This is a genomic window from Aliiglaciecola sp. 3_MG-2023 (assembly GCF_030548205.1).
Lineage (GTDB): Bacteria > Pseudomonadota > Gammaproteobacteria > Enterobacterales > Alteromonadaceae > Aliiglaciecola.
This window is the reverse complement of sequence record NZ_JAUORV010000026.1, coordinates 1-17,483: the sequence shown is the minus strand read 5'-3', so window position 1 is coordinate 17,483 and position 17,483 is coordinate 1. Positions and strand designations below refer to the sequence as shown.

The 17,483-nt window shown below is 38.7% G+C and carries 14 protein-coding genes and 1 tRNA gene; 8 read left to right on the top strand and 7 right to left on the bottom strand.

The window, feature by feature from the left end; all coding sequences use genetic code 11:
* Window positions 1-231: 231 nt before the first annotated feature.
* A complete protein-coding gene (locus Q4574_RS20690) occupies window positions 232-540 on the bottom strand; it encodes a DUF962 domain-containing protein (RefSeq protein ID WP_303477401.1) in 309 nt (102 codons plus the stop codon).
* 226 nt (window positions 541-766) lie between these two features.
* Between Q4574_RS20690 and Q4574_RS20685 the strand changes: the two genes are divergently transcribed.
* Window positions 767-1,612, top strand: coding sequence for a co-chaperone YbbN (locus Q4574_RS20685; RefSeq protein WP_303477398.1), 846 nt, complete (start codon window positions 767-769; stop codon window positions 1,610-1,612).
* A 17-nt stretch (window positions 1,613-1,629) separates the two neighbouring features.
* On the opposite strand, the gene Q4574_RS20680 is transcribed toward Q4574_RS20685, so the two are convergent.
* Window positions 1,630-3,141: a guanosine-5'-triphosphate,3'-diphosphate pyrophosphatase gene (locus Q4574_RS20680; RefSeq protein WP_303477395.1), complete on the bottom strand. Its 1,512-nt coding sequence runs from the start codon at window positions 3,139-3,141 to the stop codon at window positions 1,630-1,632.
* On the bottom strand, window positions 3,141-4,400 hold the full coding sequence (gene rhlB / locus Q4574_RS20675) for an ATP-dependent RNA helicase RhlB (RefSeq protein ID WP_303477392.1): 1,260 nt from the start codon (window positions 4,398-4,400) through the stop codon (window positions 3,141-3,143). The genes Q4574_RS20680 and rhlB overlap by 1 nt, the downstream gene beginning before the upstream one ends.
* A 99-nt stretch (window positions 4,401-4,499) precedes the next feature.
* On the opposite strand from rhlB, the gene trxA reads away from it, so the two are divergent.
* From trxA to Q4574_RS20660, 3 genes are all read left to right on the top strand, one after another.
* On the top strand, window positions 4,500-4,826 hold the full coding sequence (gene trxA, locus Q4574_RS20670; RefSeq protein WP_008845982.1) for a thioredoxin TrxA: 327 nt from the start codon (window positions 4,500-4,502) through the stop codon (window positions 4,824-4,826).
* 268 nt (window positions 4,827-5,094) lie between these two features.
* A complete protein-coding gene (gene rho / locus Q4574_RS20665; RefSeq protein WP_303477388.1) occupies window positions 5,095-6,360 on the top strand; it encodes a transcription termination factor Rho in 1,266 nt (421 codons plus the stop codon).
* A gap of 127 nt (window positions 6,361-6,487) precedes the next feature.
* On the top strand, window positions 6,488-7,768 hold the full coding sequence (locus tag Q4574_RS20660; protein WP_303477386.1) for an amidohydrolase: 1,281 nt from the start codon (window positions 6,488-6,490) through the stop codon (window positions 7,766-7,768).
* Window positions 7,769-7,846: 78 nt separating this feature from the next.
* Here the strand turns inward: Q4574_RS20660 and nhaA are convergent, their stop codons facing one another.
* Complete coding sequence (nhaA, locus tag Q4574_RS20655) at window positions 7,847-9,001, bottom strand: Na+/H+ antiporter NhaA (RefSeq protein ID WP_303477383.1); 1,155 nt, start codon at window positions 8,999-9,001, stop codon at window positions 7,847-7,849.
* 455 nt (window positions 9,002-9,456) lie between these two features.
* Here nhaA and purE point away from each other — a divergent pair, with 455 nt between their 5' ends.
* The 3 genes from purE (at window position 9,457) to Q4574_RS20640 (ending at window position 11,369) form a co-directional block, all read left to right on the top strand.
* On the top strand, window positions 9,457-9,948 hold the full coding sequence (gene purE, locus Q4574_RS20650) for a 5-(carboxyamino)imidazole ribonucleotide mutase (protein ID WP_303477381.1): 492 nt from the start codon (window positions 9,457-9,459) through the stop codon (window positions 9,946-9,948).
* A complete protein-coding gene (locus Q4574_RS20645; protein WP_303477378.1) occupies window positions 9,945-11,087 on the top strand; it encodes a 5-(carboxyamino)imidazole ribonucleotide synthase in 1,143 nt (380 codons plus the stop codon). Before purE ends, Q4574_RS20645 begins: the two co-directional genes overlap by 4 nt.
* A gap of 206 nt (window positions 11,088-11,293) precedes the next feature.
* Window positions 11,294-11,369, top strand: a tRNA-Thr gene (locus Q4574_RS20640).
* Between the two features lie 201 nt (window positions 11,370-11,570).
* Here the strand turns inward: Q4574_RS20640 and Q4574_RS20635 are convergent.
* Entirely contained in the window at window positions 11,571-12,122 is a 552-nt protein-coding gene (locus Q4574_RS20635; RefSeq protein WP_303477377.1) for a PEP-CTERM sorting domain-containing protein, read from the bottom strand.
* Window positions 12,123-12,419: 297 nt separating this feature from the next.
* On the bottom strand, window positions 12,420-12,602 hold the full coding sequence (locus tag Q4574_RS20630; RefSeq protein ID WP_303477375.1) for a hypothetical protein: 183 nt from the start codon (window positions 12,600-12,602) through the stop codon (window positions 12,420-12,422).
* A gap of 121 nt (window positions 12,603-12,723) precedes the next feature.
* Here Q4574_RS20630 and Q4574_RS20625 point away from each other — a divergent pair, with 121 nt between their 5' ends.
* Window positions 12,724-16,692 (top strand): ATP-binding protein, encoded by a 3,969-nt coding sequence (locus Q4574_RS20625; protein WP_303477373.1) that lies wholly within the window; start codon window positions 12,724-12,726, stop codon window positions 16,690-16,692.
* 56 nt (window positions 16,693-16,748) lie between these two features.
* Here the strand turns inward: Q4574_RS20625 and Q4574_RS20620 are convergent, their stop codons facing one another.
* Complete coding sequence (locus Q4574_RS20620; protein ID WP_303477372.1) at window positions 16,749-17,201, bottom strand: RNA-binding protein; 453 nt, start codon at window positions 17,199-17,201, stop codon at window positions 16,749-16,751.
* Window positions 17,202-17,483 lie beyond the last annotated feature (282 nt).

Genomic DNA, 17,483 nt, shown 5'->3' with positions numbered 1-17,483 from the left:
ATGTTAGAAAAAAACCTTTTATTTCAATAAGAAAGGTTATGTAACTTGTAGGTCTGGGACAAAAACTAGTAGATTTAGGACATTAAACTGCAAGAATTTAATCATTCTTTCGGGGGATATTTAAAATGGTATAGTGCGCTTAGGGTGAAGCCTTAGATTGCATTGAGGTTTTTGAGAGGCAAAATATAAGATACAGGATCTTTGAGGCTACTTAACTACTTAAACTGCACTTCAAAATTTAATTTTTCCAGTGAGCATATCTTTGAACATTACCCAGTCTCCTAAAAAGCTGTAAAAGGGGTATGTGAATGTAGCGGGGCGATTGTGTTCAAAGAAAAAGTGACCGACCCAGGCAAATCCATAACCTAGAAAAGGAAGGATGATGAAATACCGCCATTGTCCAGTAAAAAAAATATAAGTGAGTGTTAATAATATTAAAAATGACCCTACAAAATGAAGTCTACGACAAATAGGGTTTTGATGTTCGCGCAAATAAAACGGATAAAATTGAGAAAAACGCTTATATTCTTTTTCAGCCATGATATTCGCCCTTAGTCATTGATTGTAAAAAACAGTAGCATATACAAATAGTAGAAAATGTCGCGTATTTGACATTGTAGTGGAAACTACCAAAAATAACCGCCGTAAATTAAACCTCTATTTGTATAACTAGGTTGCTTTTTAAATTCATTGCCCCCACCTAACAACCATTGTGTTCAATCAGTTCGTTTCAGTTTATGAAACTAAAAAATAGAAAGAGCTAAAAATGCAAAATTTTGTAAATCTGAATATAGAAAACTTTCAGCAAGTCATCATCGAAGAGTCAAAAGCCAAACATGTGCTGGTGAATTTCTGGGCGCCGAATTTAGAAATGTGTGAACAACTAACGCCTATTTTAGAAAAACTAGCCAATCAGCATGCAGAACATTTGATATATGCAAACGTCAATTGTGAACAAGAGCAACAAATAGCCCAACAGTTTGGCATTCAGAGTTTACCCACTGTTATTCTTGTTAAAGATGGCCAGCCTGTTGATGGGTTTGCTGGTCCAATGATGGAAGAACAAATTCAAGAGCTATTGGAAAAGCACTTACCAAATGCAGTTGATGGGTTCTACGAGAAGGCAGTTGCACTGGTTAATCAGGGGGATTATCAACAGGCATTTACAATCGCTAAACAAGCCCATGATCTCGACCCCCAAAGAGCTGACATAGCCTTGGTGTTAGCTGACTGCTATGTGGAGTTAGGCAATACTAAGCAAGCCCAACTACTGCTCGATAATATTCTACTTGTTGATCAAAACGGCTATTACCACAGTATTGTGGGGAAAGTAGAGTTGGTTGAAAAAGCCTCAGAATCGCCAGAAATCAAACAGCTTCAAGCTAAGTTAGATCAAGATCCTGACAATTTGGAGATTAAGGTTGAATTAGCTGTGCAATTGCATCAGGCCAACCAACCAGAAGAAGCATTAGAATTACTTTTTGCAGTGCTTAAAAAGGACTTGAGTTTCGGGGATGCACGAAAATATACCTTAGATATGATAAATGCGATGCCAGATGGTGATCCGCTTAAATCTAAGTCTCGCCGCACCATGTATAGTTTATTATACTGAGGTTATCACTAAGGAAATTACTGAAAGGAAAGTGGCAAGCCGGCTTTGTGTTGTAGCCACTTTTCGTTAGCTAACTCCACGTCAATAAGTGGGTGAGCCCTTAGCCAACCTTCGGGAAAGGTTAGTTGCCAGTGTTGTTCATCTACATGTAATTCAATTTCCGGCAAAATATTATCTTTTCTGCGAATTGAGAGCAAACACGACAATCTTAAGATGCGAACTAATCCAAATAACAACGGCTGCATATCGGGGTGGTATTGAGAAAATTTAGTTAAATCTAACTCAGCTCGGTGGCAAAGCACTAAATCGCGAATACTTTTACGCTGCATTTGTGAGTAGCCGTTAAGGTTAATATGACTAAGAATGTAAGCGCCATGCAAATGGTACTGTTTATACTCAATATGCAAACCTATTTCGTGCAGTAAAGATGCGGCTTCGATAACAGCCAACGCATCAAAATTACAAATATTAGATTGTGCACAAAGTTGTTTGTAAAAGCTCACGGCTACATCGCAAACTCTCTGAGCTTGTTGTTGGTCTATATGGTAAGTTCGAATGGCTTCACTAATAGAATGAGTTCGGCGATCGTTCTTTTCACAGTTCTCGAGCATGCCATAAATTAGACCTTCTCGTAAGGCACCGCCTGAGATCTGCATTTCTTGAATTTTAAGCTGCTCAAACAAGGCGACTAAAATACATAGACCGCTGGGGAATATAGCTCTTCTTGACTCTGTAAGACCTTCAATATCCAAACTTTCTAAGTTGCCACAATCGATACATTGCTGCATTAAATTATGTAAATAATCTAAACGAATGGCGTCACTGATACCTTGTTCAACTAGAATTTCAACCACTGCTTGAGGGGTGCCAGATGCACCAAGACACTGTTGCCAATCAAAACAAATAAAGTCATCTATAATTGGTAATAACTTTTGTTTTGCTGCTGCTATGGCATTTTGCATATTTTGTTCAGAAATAACCCCATCAACAAAATATCGCTCTTTAAAAGTAACACAGCCCATGTTTAAACTTACAAGATTAATGGGTTGCATGTCATTGCCAATAATCACTTCTGTGCTTGCGCCACCAATATCGATGACCAAAGTATTACCTTGGTTTGCAGAGGTATAGGCGACTCCTAAATAGATTTGTCTGGCTTCTTCTTCGCCACTGATCACTTCTAGCTTTTGATTTAGGATTTGTTGGGCTTTTTCAATAAAAATATTGGCATTTTTAGCTAAACGTAAGGTAGCAGTGCCAACGACTTTAATATTTGATAAGGGGATATCTTGTAGGCGCTCGGCAAAGGTTTCTAAGCAATGCCAGCCTCTTTCCATACTGATCTGATCAAGCATCATGCTATCATTCAGGCCAGCGGCCAATTTAACTTTTTGTTTCACTTTACCAATAATTTGTACAGAGCCAGAAACAACTCTTACAATGACTAAATGAAAACTATTGGAACCAAGATCAACCGCTGCATAGAGTTGGTCTTCATTGGTCGCCGATGTAATTGGCTGATTTTCCATTAACGCCTTTTCTGGTTACGGTTATTTGGACGCTTCTGATAACTTTTACCACTTTGCTGTCGCTTTTTGTATTGCGGTTTAGGCGGTGTTATATCATCAAGTAACGATTCCTGATCATAATTGCTCACAGGAATAGGACGGCTAATATAGCTTTCAATTGCGGGTAAATTCAACGCATATTTTTCACAAGCGAAGCTAATTGCGTGTCCACTTTTTCCTGCACGACCTGTTCGCCCAATTCTATGCACATAATCTTCGGCGTCATCGGGTAGGTCATAATTGAAGACATGGGTGACTTTTTCAATATGCAAACCACGCGCTGCGACATCGGTTGCAACCAAAATATCGAGTTTGTCTTTACTAAAATCGTCTAGAATTTTTAAACGCTTACGTTGCGGAACATCACCACTTAATAATCCCACACGGTGGCCATCGGCTTCTAACCAGTCACTGAGTTTTTCGCAAGTATGTTTAGTATTCGCAAAAACAATCGCTTTTTCGGGCCATTCGTCTTCCAACAAGGTTAAAAGCAGCAACATTTTGTCTTCATCGGAAGGATAGAATAACTCTTCTTGAATTCGACTCGCCGTTTGTTTGTCGTGTTCAACTTTGACATGGGTTGGGTTATTCATGTGTTCGTAGGCTAATTCCTGCACACGATAAGACAAGGTAGCAGAAAATAACATGCTTAAACGTTTTGTCGGTTCGGGCATGCGTCTGAACATATATCGAATATCTTTGATAAAACCTAAATCGAACATGCGATCGGCTTCATCAAGCACTGCAACTTGAATATTTTCCAATGAAAATATATTTTGTTTATAGTAATCGATAATACGGCCGGTAGTGCCAATAATAATATCGACACCTGATTGCAAAGATTCCCGTTGACTTTGGTAACCTTCACCCCCATATATCAAACCAAGCGATAATCCGGTGTGTTTACTCAATAATTCGGCGTCATTGTAAATTTGTACTGCCAATTCTCGAGTAGGTGCCATTATAATAGCTTTAGGTTGCTTACCTGTTTCATTAGGATGAGTCAGTAATCGATGAAATGTGGCAACAAGAAAAGCAATAGTTTTTCCTGTTCCAGTTTGAGCTTGACCTGCAATGTCTTGCCCTTCTAAAAGATGGGGTAAACTTAACGCCTGTATTGGCGTGCAGTGGATAAAGTTTGCTTCTGTTAATGCCTTTAAAACATCCTCATGGATGGGCAGATCAGAAAAATGTGTTTCAGTTAAATGTGTAGTTTGCATAGCTTATAGCTTATCAGTGCTTGCATTAAAAAACAGTTTCTATAAAACTCTCATTATACGCTGAACTTTCTCAGCGAGAGACCAATTACGGAGAAAAGTATGAGCGACAAAATTATCCAGTTATCTGACGATAGTTTCGAGGCCGATGTTATCAATGCTGCTGGTCCTGTCCTAGTTGATTTCTGGGCGGAATGGTGCGGCCCATGTAAAATGATTGCGCCAATTCTAGAAGAAGTTGCTGGCGAGTTCGACGGCAAGTTAACAGTTGGCAAGTTGAATGTCGATGAAAATAATGAAACTCCACCTAAGTATGGTATCCGTGGTATCCCTACTTTATTGTTGTTTAAAGACGGAAATGTCGCAGCAACTAAGGTTGGAGCCTTATCAAAAACCCAGTTAGCTGAGTTTTTGAACGATAACATCTAATTTCAATTAATGCGCAGAAACACTAACTCATAATTGGTTTTTCTGCGTATTTTTTGTGTTTTTAACGAAAATTAAACATTCTTTGCATTAATCATCGTTTTTCGCTGGACGGAACAACTAATTGGTGCTAACTTTCGATTGTTCATATCTTGAACTCACCAGATTTCGCACTCAATCCATAGAGTAAAACGAATTTAATTAGCCAAAAAACCTGAGACAAAAAACAGGGTGCCTTGTAGCGCATTTCAAATCATAAAGACCCACCAATATGAATTTAACAGAATTAAAGAATAAACCGATCAGCGAACTTGTAGCATTAGCCGAAAAAATGGGCCTAGATAATATGGCTCGGGCTCGTAAACAAGATATTATTTTTGCCATACTAAAAGCGCACGCGAAAAGCGGCGAAGACATTTTCGGGGACGGCGTACTCGAGATACTCCAAGATGGTTTTGGATTTTTACGTTCATCCGATTCTTCATATTTGGCTGGTCCGGATGATATCTATGTATCTCCCAGTCAAATTCGTAGATTTAATTTACGAACCGGAGACACTATCGCTGGGAAAATACGTCCACCAAAAGACAGCGAAAGATATTTTGCACTACTGAAAATCAATCAAGTCAACTTCGATAAACCAGAAAATTCCCGTAATAAAATCCTTTTTGAAAACTTAACTCCTTTACATGCAAACCGTCGTTTTACGTTACAACGTGGTAATGGCAGTACTGAAGATTTGACAGCAAGAATTTTAGACTTGGCTTCACCCATTGGTGCCGGTCAGCGTGGTTTGATTGTTGCCCCTCCTAAGGCGGGTAAAACCTTATTACTACAAAATATTGCACAGTCAATTGCAGCCAATCACCCTGAAAGTGAGTTGATGGTATTGCTAATTGATGAGCGTCCAGAAGAAGTAACTGAAATGCAGCGCTTGGTTCAAGGTGAAGTGGTTGCTTCTACCTTTGATGAACCTGCCAGTCGCCACGTCCAGGTTGCTGAAATGGTGATTGAGAAAGCTAAGCGATTAGTTGAACATAAAAAAGACGTAGTAATACTACTCGATTCTATTACTCGTTTAGCTCGAGCTTATAACACTGTTATTCCTTCATCAGGTAAAGTACTCACCGGTGGTGTTGATGCTAACGCTCTGCACAAACCTAAGCGTTTCTTTGGGGCTGCACGTAACGTGGAAGAAGGCGGAAGCTTAACCATTATTGCAACAGCACTAATCGACACAGGCTCTAAGATGGATGAAGTAATTTACGAAGAATTTAAAGGTACAGGTAATATGGAACTGCACCTTAATCGTAAAATTGCAGAAAAACGCGTCTTCCCAGCAATCGATTTTAATCGCTCTGGTACCCGCCGTGAAGAATTGCTTACCACTAAAGAAGAGCTACAGAAAATGTGGATATTGCGTAAAATTGTCCATGAAATGTCTGAGATTGATGCAATAGAATTTTTGATTGGTAGATTAGCCATGACGAAAACCAATGAAGAATTTTTTGATGCGATGAAACGTCAAAAAAGTTAACCCTTCACAGTTTTTTAACACCTAAAAATCCACTGTCGTTTGCGCGTCAGTGGATTTTTTGTTTGTACCCTAAAATGTGATATAAAACGTTCGTACGCTCATAAAAATAACTAACAAGAAGGGAAATATGAAGAAGCTCCTCCTCACATTGTCACTATTGCCTACGTTGTGTTTTGCTAACACGGTTGATCTAATGGCAGATAAAATTGAAGCTAAAGTTATTCAGTGGCGTCATCACCTACACGAACATCCAGAGCTATCCAATCGTGAATTTGAAACCGCAGCGTATATTGCCAAACACTTAAGGTCATTGGGACTAGAAGTACAAACCGGTGTGGCAATTACAGGTGTTGTTGCCATTTTAGATAGTGGTAAGCCTGGCCCTGTTGTTGGTTTGCGTGCCGATATAGATGGTTTGCCAGTGTTAGAAAATAATGATTTGCCTTGGAAATCCCAAGCAAAAGGGGAATACAACGGCAAAGAAGTACCTGTTATGCATGCATGTGGTCATGATACCCATATCGCTATGTTAATGGGAGCTGCTGAAATATTAGTGGAAATGAAAGACCAGCTTCGTGGAAAAGTGAAATTCATTTTTCAACCAGCGGAAGAGGGGGCCCCTATAGGAGAAGAAGGTGGGGCTGAATTAATGGTGAAAGAGGGAGTGCTCAAGAATCCGGATGTTGACGCGATTTTTGGCTTACATATCAGTTCTTCTGCTGATGTGAACACGGTTTTATATCGCGAAGGTGGCGTAATGGCAGCCGTAGATCCTTTTAAAATTGTAATTAAGGGCAAACAAGCTCATGGTGCCTACCCTTGGTTGAGTGTTGATCCTATTGTGACTGCTGCTCAAATGATCATGAATATCCAAACTATTGTCAGTCGTGAAGTGCAGCTTCTTGACGATGCTGCGGTAGTAACCTTTGGGGCAATTAATGGTGGAGTTCGCTCTAATATTATCCCTGATAAAGTGGAATTGGTAGGAACTATTCGCACCTTAAATAATACAGCTCGAGATCATATTTATGAAGCTATGCCAAGAAAAGTAAAAGGCGTTGCCGACAGTATGCGCGCAGAAGCTGAGCTGACTCTGCCATTTGGCGGTTCTTATCCAGTTACTTTTAATGATCATGACTTAACCGCAACAATGTTGCCGACCCTTAACAAAACGGCAGGGGAAGATAACGTCATTTATAGCAAGCCAGTAACGGGTGCAGAAGATTTTTCGTTTTTCCAAGAACAAGTGCCAGGGATCTATTTATGGGTTGGCGGCAAACCCTTAGATGTTGATCCTAAAGATGCACCTGCTCACCATACGCCTGACTTTTATGTGGATGACGATGGTATGAAATTAGGTGTGCGATTATTAACGAATATGACAATCGACTATATGAATCAGCATTAATCGTCATTTCTAATGATAACTAAAGAAAACGGCATCTTTTTAGATGCCGTTTTTTATTCATTTGTTCGCTAATACAGCTTATTTAATTGCTTTTTTTAGTACCAAATAGCCAGTGACAGCCGACACTATTGAGCCCAGAAGAATGCCCAATCGCTCATCAAAAAATGCATTGTTACCGGTTTGGGCAAAAGCTAATGAACCGATAAATAGACTCATGGTGAAACCCACCCCACATAAAATTGCACACCCGTACAATTGGCTGAAGTTTTGATCTGCAGGTAGTTTAGCCAAGCCTAACTTTATCACTAACCAACTAAATCCAAATACCCCTACTTGCTTACCTAAGAATAAGCCCAAGAATATTCCAAAGGTAACAGGGTGGAATACAGAGTCGGCGTTAATACTGCCGAGATTAATCCCGGAGTTGGCAAAAGCAAAGACTGGCAATATTACAAAGTTCACTGCTGGAAGTAGGCTATGCTCCAAGGATTTGACCGGGGAAATACTGGGGTCGTTGTTATCTCGCATAGGAATGAAAAAGGCGAGTAACACGCCGGCTAATGTGGCGTGTACACCAGATTTGAGCATGGCAACCCATAACACCACTCCAACTAAAATATAAGAAGGGATTTGCTGGACATTTTTCCGGTTCATACTGGTTAACAGCATTAAGCAAAACGCCGCTACAATGAGTGGCCAAGTAGAAATGTTATCACTGTAAAATAAGGCAATAATTAAAATTGCGCCGATATCATCGATGATGGCTAAGGTCACCAAAAATACTTTAAGACTTACAGGGACTTTGCTGCCAAGTAAGGCCAAAATACCCATGGCGAATGCGATATCGGTTGCGGCAGGAATTGCCCAGCCCGCCAGAGCGATTGGATTTCCCCACGTAAAAAATGCGTATATACCTGCTGGTACAATCATGCCGCCAATTGCACCACTTGCAGGTAGTACAATGTTCGCTGGGTTGGATAAACCTCCTTCCATTATTTCCCGCTTAAGTTCAAGGCCAACCATGAAAAAGAAAACGGCCATTAATCCATCATTAATCCATAAAAGTAGGGGTTTATTGATTTCCAGCGCGCCAACTTGAATTACGACTGGCATATCGATGAGTAAATCGTATACCAAAGACAAAGGAGAATTGGCCACAATCAATGCAAGCACTGCTGCACACATTAACAAAATACCGCCGGCGGATTCTTTCTTCAAAAACCTGTCTAACATTAATCACTCCTTCTATACTACTTTACAACCTTAAGCCTAGCTTGTGGCTGTGCATAATGCGTAGTTTGTTGCTACATTTTTACATTCCATATCATGTTTAACGTTATTTACTACATAATAGTCAATCCTCTATTTAATACGTAAATAAAGCATGAAAAAGCCCAATAATTTCGAATAATGCAGTGTAATTGTTGGTCTAGAAGCATTAATTATCTATTTTCGTCTCGTCAACGTTTGGGCTTGGGCGAAAATTAAGCTACAATCTGCCGCCTCAATTATTGAGGGGAATAACCCTGTTCTAGGTTTATTCATATTTTTATTTGATAGAAGTAATGCAAAAGCTAACGAAAGTGGGCTTTTTGAGCATTGTTTTTATTATTTAAGGGAAGTTGTGCCCCTCAAAACGTATCACCAACACAGCGTTGGTTCTCAGACCTAAAAAGTTAGGAGCAGATATGCCTAAAGTGGCAATAGTAATGGGTTCAAAATCAGATTGGCCAACCATGCAGCAAGCTGCAATTATGTTGAAAAACCTTGGTGTGGCGTTTGATGCAAAAGTGGTATCAGCTCACAGAACCCCAGATTTACTGACTGAGTTCGCGAAAACTGCTGCAGATAACGATTATCATGTGATTATCGGTGGAGCAGGGGGCGCTGCTCACTTGCCGGGCATGATTGCTGCCCATACACATATTCCTGTGTTTGGCGTTCCTGTACGTTCAAGTCAGTTAAGTGGCGTTGACTCACTATATTCCATTGTGCAAATGCCAAAAGGCGTTGCAGTTGGCACTTTAGCTATTGGTGAAGCGGGCGCTGCTAATGCAGGTTTACTCGCCGCACAAGTTATTGCCTTACACGATAAAAAAGTGGCAGAGGCGGTGATAGCCTTTCGTAAAAAGCAAACCGATACTGTTCTGGCATTAGATGAGTTGGAGTTACCTGAGTGAACGTTCTGATCTATGGTTCGGGGCAATTAGCACAAATGATGTATTTGTCTGCTGTGCCACTGGGATTCAAAGTTAATGCCGTAGACGTGGCAAATCACACCGTGGTTGATCCTATTAGCAAAATGCAACTCGATATTAGCATTGAACAGGCTATCCAAATGGCCGATGCTTTGACGGTAGAGTTTGAACATGTTCCTGAAGATTTATTGGAGCAAGCCCAAAGCAGTGGCAAGCTTTACCCTAGTATGGAAGCGATTTTGACAGGCGCAGATCGAGTACGTGAAAAAAATGTGCTTGAGAAATTACAGATCAACAACAGTAAACACCGCATTGTTACTGACATCGAACAACTCGATGAAGCCGTTGTACAATTAGGTGAAAAACTAATTATTAAAGCTAGTCGCGATGGTTATGATGGATACGGACAATGGCGTTTAGGAAGCAAAGACGACTTACCTGCACTTAAACAGCAATTGGCCGATTTGGATTTGGTTCAAGTCCCACTTATTGCCGAACAAATGGTGCCATTTGATCGTGAACTTTCGTTAGTCGGTGTACGTGGATTACACGGTGATATTCGGTTCTATCCACTAGCCGAAAACCTGCATCATGAGGGGCAGCTTCATGTTTCAGTTGCCCCAGCTCCCGAGATTGATAGTCAGCTGACAGAACAGGCTCACAGAGCATTCACCAAGTTAGTGGATGAATTTGATTACGTTGGTGTGTTGGCGGTGGAGTTTTTCCAAGTTGGTGACCAATTGTTAGTTAACGAAATTGCACCACGTGTGCATAACTCTGGTCATTGGAGTATGCAAGGCACTGAATGTAGTCAATTTGCAAATCATATGCGCGCTATTACGGGGCTGCCATTGGGTAGTACACAAGCCAATGGCAAGAGTGCCATGATCAATATTATCGGTTGTGATGACTACTCTACCGATTTGCTCTCGCTGGCCCATTGTAACTTGCACCTCTATGGCAAAACCGTTAGAGCTAAACGTAAAATGGGGCATATCAATCTTACCGGAGAGAGTTACGCTGACCTGGCCGAACTTATGACGACTTTGGCGAAGTATTTACCAGTAGAATATTTCCCTAAGTTACTCGATGAAGCAGACAAACTAGCTAAAATCGACTAACCAAGAATACTTAAGCTCATCATTACGATGGAAATTTAGGCGCTTTGATTAAAACTTGCAATAAAAAGCAATAAGTAGGGAAACAATGGTTGACAAGATTCAATCTGCGATTAAAATAGCGCCTCGCTTTTGAGACAAGATTTACCAACCTTGTCACTGGGGTAGAAATACTTACTACAGTAAATCAAAAGCCGTCACCTTAGTGTGCCGACTTAGCTCAGTTGGTAGAGCAACTGACTTGTAATCAGTAGGTCGCCAGTTCGACTCCGGCAGTCGGCACCATTTTCTCTTTTTAGCTTAACGTATCTGTTTTCTAATCCTTTGAAAGTCTTTACTAGACGCATGAATAATCATGGCTAACATTACAAAGAAATGTCATTGCCAGCAAAAGACGCTTTACAAAAAACAAATAAAACAGAAACAAAAAGAGCACCTATTATATCAAAGGTGCTCTTAACAACTGTGCTCTCAACAGTAACTGTTTTACTTTTTCAAGCGACGGCTAGCCAACCCTGCAACGCCGAGTGCCAATATGGCAAGGGTTGATGGCTCGGGCACAGAAACCGTCCCTGCGAACACCGCTATATCGCTATCATTACCGCTAATGGTATTTGTAAAGCTGCCAACATCTCCAGCCGAAAACGCGCTGGTCACCAGATAATATTGCTGTGAACCCACCAAATTGAAACTAAATTCAGATGACCCTATACCATCAGCACCGTCATCATCACTAACTAACAAATTAACGATTTGGTCAGTAGGCGAAAAGTCAAATTCATACAAGTGTATAAAGCCGTCATAATCCTGGATACTGCTAAAATTAAATAATCCCGAATCGGCAGTGAAAAAACTTTGAACATGGTATTGAACTGGCCCGAAGGTTGAAATACCTAGGCCGTTTTGAAATGGACGAGCCCAAAAGTCTCCAGTGGCATTTGTGTCTGAATAAACCAAACTTGAAATCGCTGGCGTTGAACAACATGCCAGTGCTAGAAACACAAAGGGTATAACCTTTATTTTTATTTTACGTATCACTGTCTTCTTCCTTTTATTAATGTTGTGGTGTTTACTGAAAAGAGCAAATTTAGAAGCGCAATTTTTAAGCCACAATGGGAAAAGCTAGGGTTTTCAAAGTGATGGAATTTTGTACAGTTTGATGTGGGCGGGGCTTGTAAAGTAATGTGACATTTTTTAAATAAATTCATTAATTTGGGTGATCTTGAATACATAAACAGTACTAACTTTAACCGAGACGTTAGTACTGTTTTTTAAAGATAACTTATATATCTTTATAAGGCTTAGCAAATGTTCAAAAAAATTAGTAAGTTTTATTCACAAATCAACTGCAGGTACACCACTTCTTTTTGGCTTACGTTTTATTGGAGTGGGCTTATCTGGCTTCTCTTCATTGATATATGTAGTTAATTGAGACTCTCCTCCAAAGATATTTTCCAATTGGGTTTTATTGGTAATTTCATGCATGGTTTTACAATTCTCGTTTTTTACTTTGTTCATTTGTTTTCTCCATTGTTAAAAATATGTACTAAACTTAACTTCTGTCATTTCAAAGATAGTCTTTTAATGTAGTTCTAAAAATAATCAATGAGTCATTTACTTGTAATAATGGGACAAAAGATTGAAAAGTTATAAATATTTGGTTCAAGTTATCGTGTTTTTTTCAATATCAACTAGTGCTCATTCCTTTGATACGTTTTATGAATTGGAGGGAAAATCATTAGGGCTAGTTTATTCTGTTTTACAAGGTAAAAACTCCATATGGTTAGGCAGTGAAAATGGCTTGTTCAAGTTGACGGGACTGCATGTAGAAAGCAAATCAACCAATGAAGAGCCGTTCAATGGCTATGATATAGAAGGATTGGCAGAGGACCAAAATGGCAAATTATGGGTTGCTTTATTTGGTAATGGAGTGGTTATTTATGATCAGAATTTGAGAGAATATCGGCATGTTACAACTGATAGAGGATTAGTTTCAAATCACTGTTTAGACGTAAAAGTGAATCAAAATTTCGCATATGTTAGATGCGAAAAATCTGTTTCTATTATAAATATCAATACACTAGAAGTTTCAAACGTAACATCAACTCAACAGACTACATTTGGCTTTGTAGAAGATATACAAGTATCCAATTCAGGAGAGTTATTTTTTCTTGATAGTGAAAACCACTTATTTAGTTTTAATGGCTCGATACTCAGAAAATTAGATTTGATTGATTCAAATAGCAAACAAATTAAATTAGATTGTTTTCACATCGATTCCGAAGGAACTTTATGGTACGCAGTTAATAATAAGATTTTTAAAAAAAATAATTCTGGAACTGCAAAAGTATTGGAAACAGATAAAAAAATATCCAGAATATTTACCTACAAAGAAAATGCCTTACTATATTTTTCCGATTCTTTTTATTACATCGATCTAGAACTCGAAAAGCTTATCTTACCCTTACGTATCTTGAACAATTCGAAATTAACGATTGAAGAGATTTACGATTTCGATATTACAGCTACTGGAGGAGTCATTTTCTCCGCACCGTTGATCGGAGTTGGGATATTTAATGATTTATCAAGAGCAGTTGATAGATTACTCCCTAAAAATTTTGAAAACGTTAATTTACAGGCTAGTGCACAGATCTCCGATAATCAGATTGCTTTAGCATTTCAAGATAATATATATATTTTGTATAGAGTAGAAAGAGAAATAAAGAAGGTTGCTTCCTTTTATGGAGCTATCACAGCGTTAACTTACGACGAGAATAGTTCAAAAATTCTTGTTGGCGTTGAAGACAAAGGCGTGTTTGAGGTAAATTACAGTAAAGAAAAAAGTATAGCTGACACCAATGTTTTACCTCTATACGAGACGGAGGGAATTATAGTTGATATCACTTCAAATCTTAAAGATACCTTACATTTTGGAGTTTTAGGGAGTGAACACTCGGGTATATACGAAATAGACAAAACTGGTCTCATAACTCTTATCTTGGAAAAAGATAACGTGGATAATTTGTATCAAAAGTCAGATGGTAAATTAATTACGGTGACAAGAGATAAAGGTGTTTTTGATCTTTTATTCCCCAAAAAAATCAGTAAGGTTGATAGAAAAGCATACATAAACAATTGCCTCATAGAAGATAATAAAGGTGTTATTTGGCTTTGCACTGACGGTGCGGGGCTTGCTTACGTCGATGAGAAGTCAGACGAAATAGTTTATATTGATACGGTTTACACCGCAAATTCTAGGCATATTCGAGAGCTTGTGCAAGATTCAGAGGGTTACTTCTGGGTTATGACCAATCAGGGGCTAGTTCGATATGATCATGTCAATAGAACCTCCATCAAACTTGGTAGAGAGGACGGAATTCAAGATGTTGATTTTGAAATAACTGCATCTATAAACCTAGAAGGCGAACAGATTTTGGTTGCCGGAGATAGGGAAAATTATATTGTTAATACTCGATTAGCTAATCAATTTCTAAATAAGCGCCTAAGAAAAGTGAGTCAAGCGCTTTTTGTGGATTTAATGGTACTTATTAGAGATAAGCAGGGATTAGTTTCCAGGAAACGAGATTTGTTTGAGTCAATAGCAAATGATTTACCTATAGAAATTTCCTATGAAGAATTTCTTTTCGAGTTATCCTTTGCTGCAAATAACTTCGTTGATCGTAATATCATACAGTTTCAATATAGATTAGTTGGTTTAAATGATAACTGGATCGATGCGTCTTCTGAAACTGCTAAAGCTACTTACTCTACACTGCCCAGTGGGGACTACGTATTCGAAGTTCGTGTGGTAGATCCAAAGAGTGCCAGTATACAACCCGTAAACTCGTTAAAAATTAAAGTTCGCCCCCCTTTTTGGCAAACTTGGCAAGCGTATATTGTTTATCTTTGTGCGTGCATTCTCGCTTTCATCAGTTTCAACAAATATAGAACAATTCAATTAAAATCCCTGAATGAAAGGTTGGAGTCATCGGTCCTCGTCCAAACTAAGGAGTTGGCGACGAGTAAAAGAAGGCTTAAGGACTTGCTACATCACAAAGAGCTATTATATGCAAATGCTTCCCATGAGTTTAGAACGCCACTTTCACTAATACGCGGTCCCATTGAACAACTCGCTAATATTATTTCTGATGAAAAATCTAAACAGTTTTTAGAAATATTAAAAATCAATGTATTCAGATTAACGAACCTTGTCGATCAAGTACTTGAATTGTCAAAAGTAGACTCAAGTAAGTTAGATGATAAGGTTCATTATGATTTGCATAACTCAGTTGAAATTATAGTTGAGTCATTTCGACCAATATCCTTAAGCAAAAAACAACAATTAATCTTAGATAATAATTGCAAAGGGACTGGAACATACATAGCTGATTCCTTAGAAAAGATTCTATCTAACTTGCTCATGAATGCATTTAAGTACAACAAAAAAGATGGAAGCGTAAAGGTATTTGCTGCAACAAATGGTGGTGTTTTCAAGATTGAAATATCTGATCAAGGCTTCGGTATTGCGGCTGAAAATATTGATTTGATTTTTCAGCGTTTTACGCGCTTAGAAAATGTCTCAGAATCAAATGGTTCAGGTTTAGGTTTAGCCGTCGTTAAGGAGTTGGTTACTGCCAATGGCGGGTCAATTGATGTGGAAAGTCAAATTGATGTGGGAACTAAATTTACTGTTAGCTTGCCAGTTAATTATGACATTTCTAATTCTGAGCCTGAGTTATTTGTATCGGTTCCAATAGGTCGAGAGAAAACCGAACTCGATTTGGATAACGCTGATGCTATAGAATCCAATACAATTGAAGACGCCGCAAAAAGACCCTCTATTCTGATAGTGGAAGACCAATCAGAAATGCGAAATTATTTGTCTCTCATTTTTAGTGAGGAATACAATTGTTATAAAGCTGAAAACGGCCAGGAAGGGTTCAGAAAATCATTAGAAATTCTACCAGATATCATTATTACTGATCTGATGATGCCGTCATCTGACGGTTTCGAATTAAGTCGGAGTGTTAGAGATAATGAATTAACCTCCCATATTCCGATAGTCATGTTAACGGCAAAGGGAGATGATAAAACTCGAATAGAGAGTTGGGGTTACCATATTGATGACTATATAAAGAAACCGTTTAACAATACTGAGTTATTGGCACGGGTAAAAAACCTACTTGCAATTAGACGTAAGATCTCCCAAAAATATAATTTTAACGCGGTAGAGAACAAGGATGTCTTCGAATTGAATAGTGACTGTTTGTCGTCTGAACGAGATACGCGCTTTTACGATAAATTTATCTGTTGGTTAGAAGATAACTATAAAGATAACACCTGCAATAGAGGACGAGCTGTTGTTGACTTGGCTATCAGTGAACGGCAATTAACCCGAAAACTCACAGCCTTCACTAATTCTAGCTTTACCGAGTTACTCAGAAGATACCGTCTGTTAAAAGCTAGAAGTGATCTTCTTAACGGCAAACAAATCACTGAAACAGCCTTTAACGTTGGGTTTTCATCTCCGGCCTATTTTAGTAATCAGTTCAAAAAAGAGTTTGGATTGTCACCTAAGGCTTTTATGAAAAAAATGAAGGTGGATTAACAAATAAAAATGGCGCTGTTTAAGCGCCATTTTTATTTAAGGTTTAAACCTTCTGCCTAGCCTTCGGTTTTATCTTTTGCTAAACGTACTTTCAAGGTGCGTTCTTGAAAATCGGTATCGTTTAACTTGCTAATCATTTTGTCGGCACTTTTACTAGCGACTTCAACAAAACCATAACCTTTGCGTTTTCCAGTGCGGCGGTCTTTCATTAATCGAACCGAAGCAACGTTACCAAATTCAGAAAAATACTCTGCGACAGCATCTTCGTTTACTTTATAAGGAAGATTACCAACATATAGAGTGGTGGTAGAAGAAATATCATCACTTGAACTTTGAACCTTTTTAGATTCAGAAATTAGCTTTGATATTTGTGGAATGGCAATTGCTCCGATAAGTAGGCCGAAAATGAAGGCCAATTGAACTGAAGCAAAATCATCTGGGAGTGTGAAGTAAGCAATAATAGAAAGAGCTATGGCGATTAGTGCATTTATTAAAGAGAAAGATTTCATGTGGTCATTACCTAATATGATTATTGTTATAGGATTTCTTTTAAAAAGGAAAAGAAAGCAATGCCATGTTACGCATAAATAAACAGATAACCAAATTTGTTTGTTTTAAAGTTGCTTATAGGTTGAGCAACTCGTTTGAAATTTGCTCTTTTTAAAGCTTGAAAACACTTTTTTCGAAATTATTGTCATTAATTTGAAATAAACCCTTGATCTTCCGATTATGGTCTGTAGAATGCGCGCCTCGCTTCGGGACAAACTTTAAAGAATGTCTCTTCTTAATCA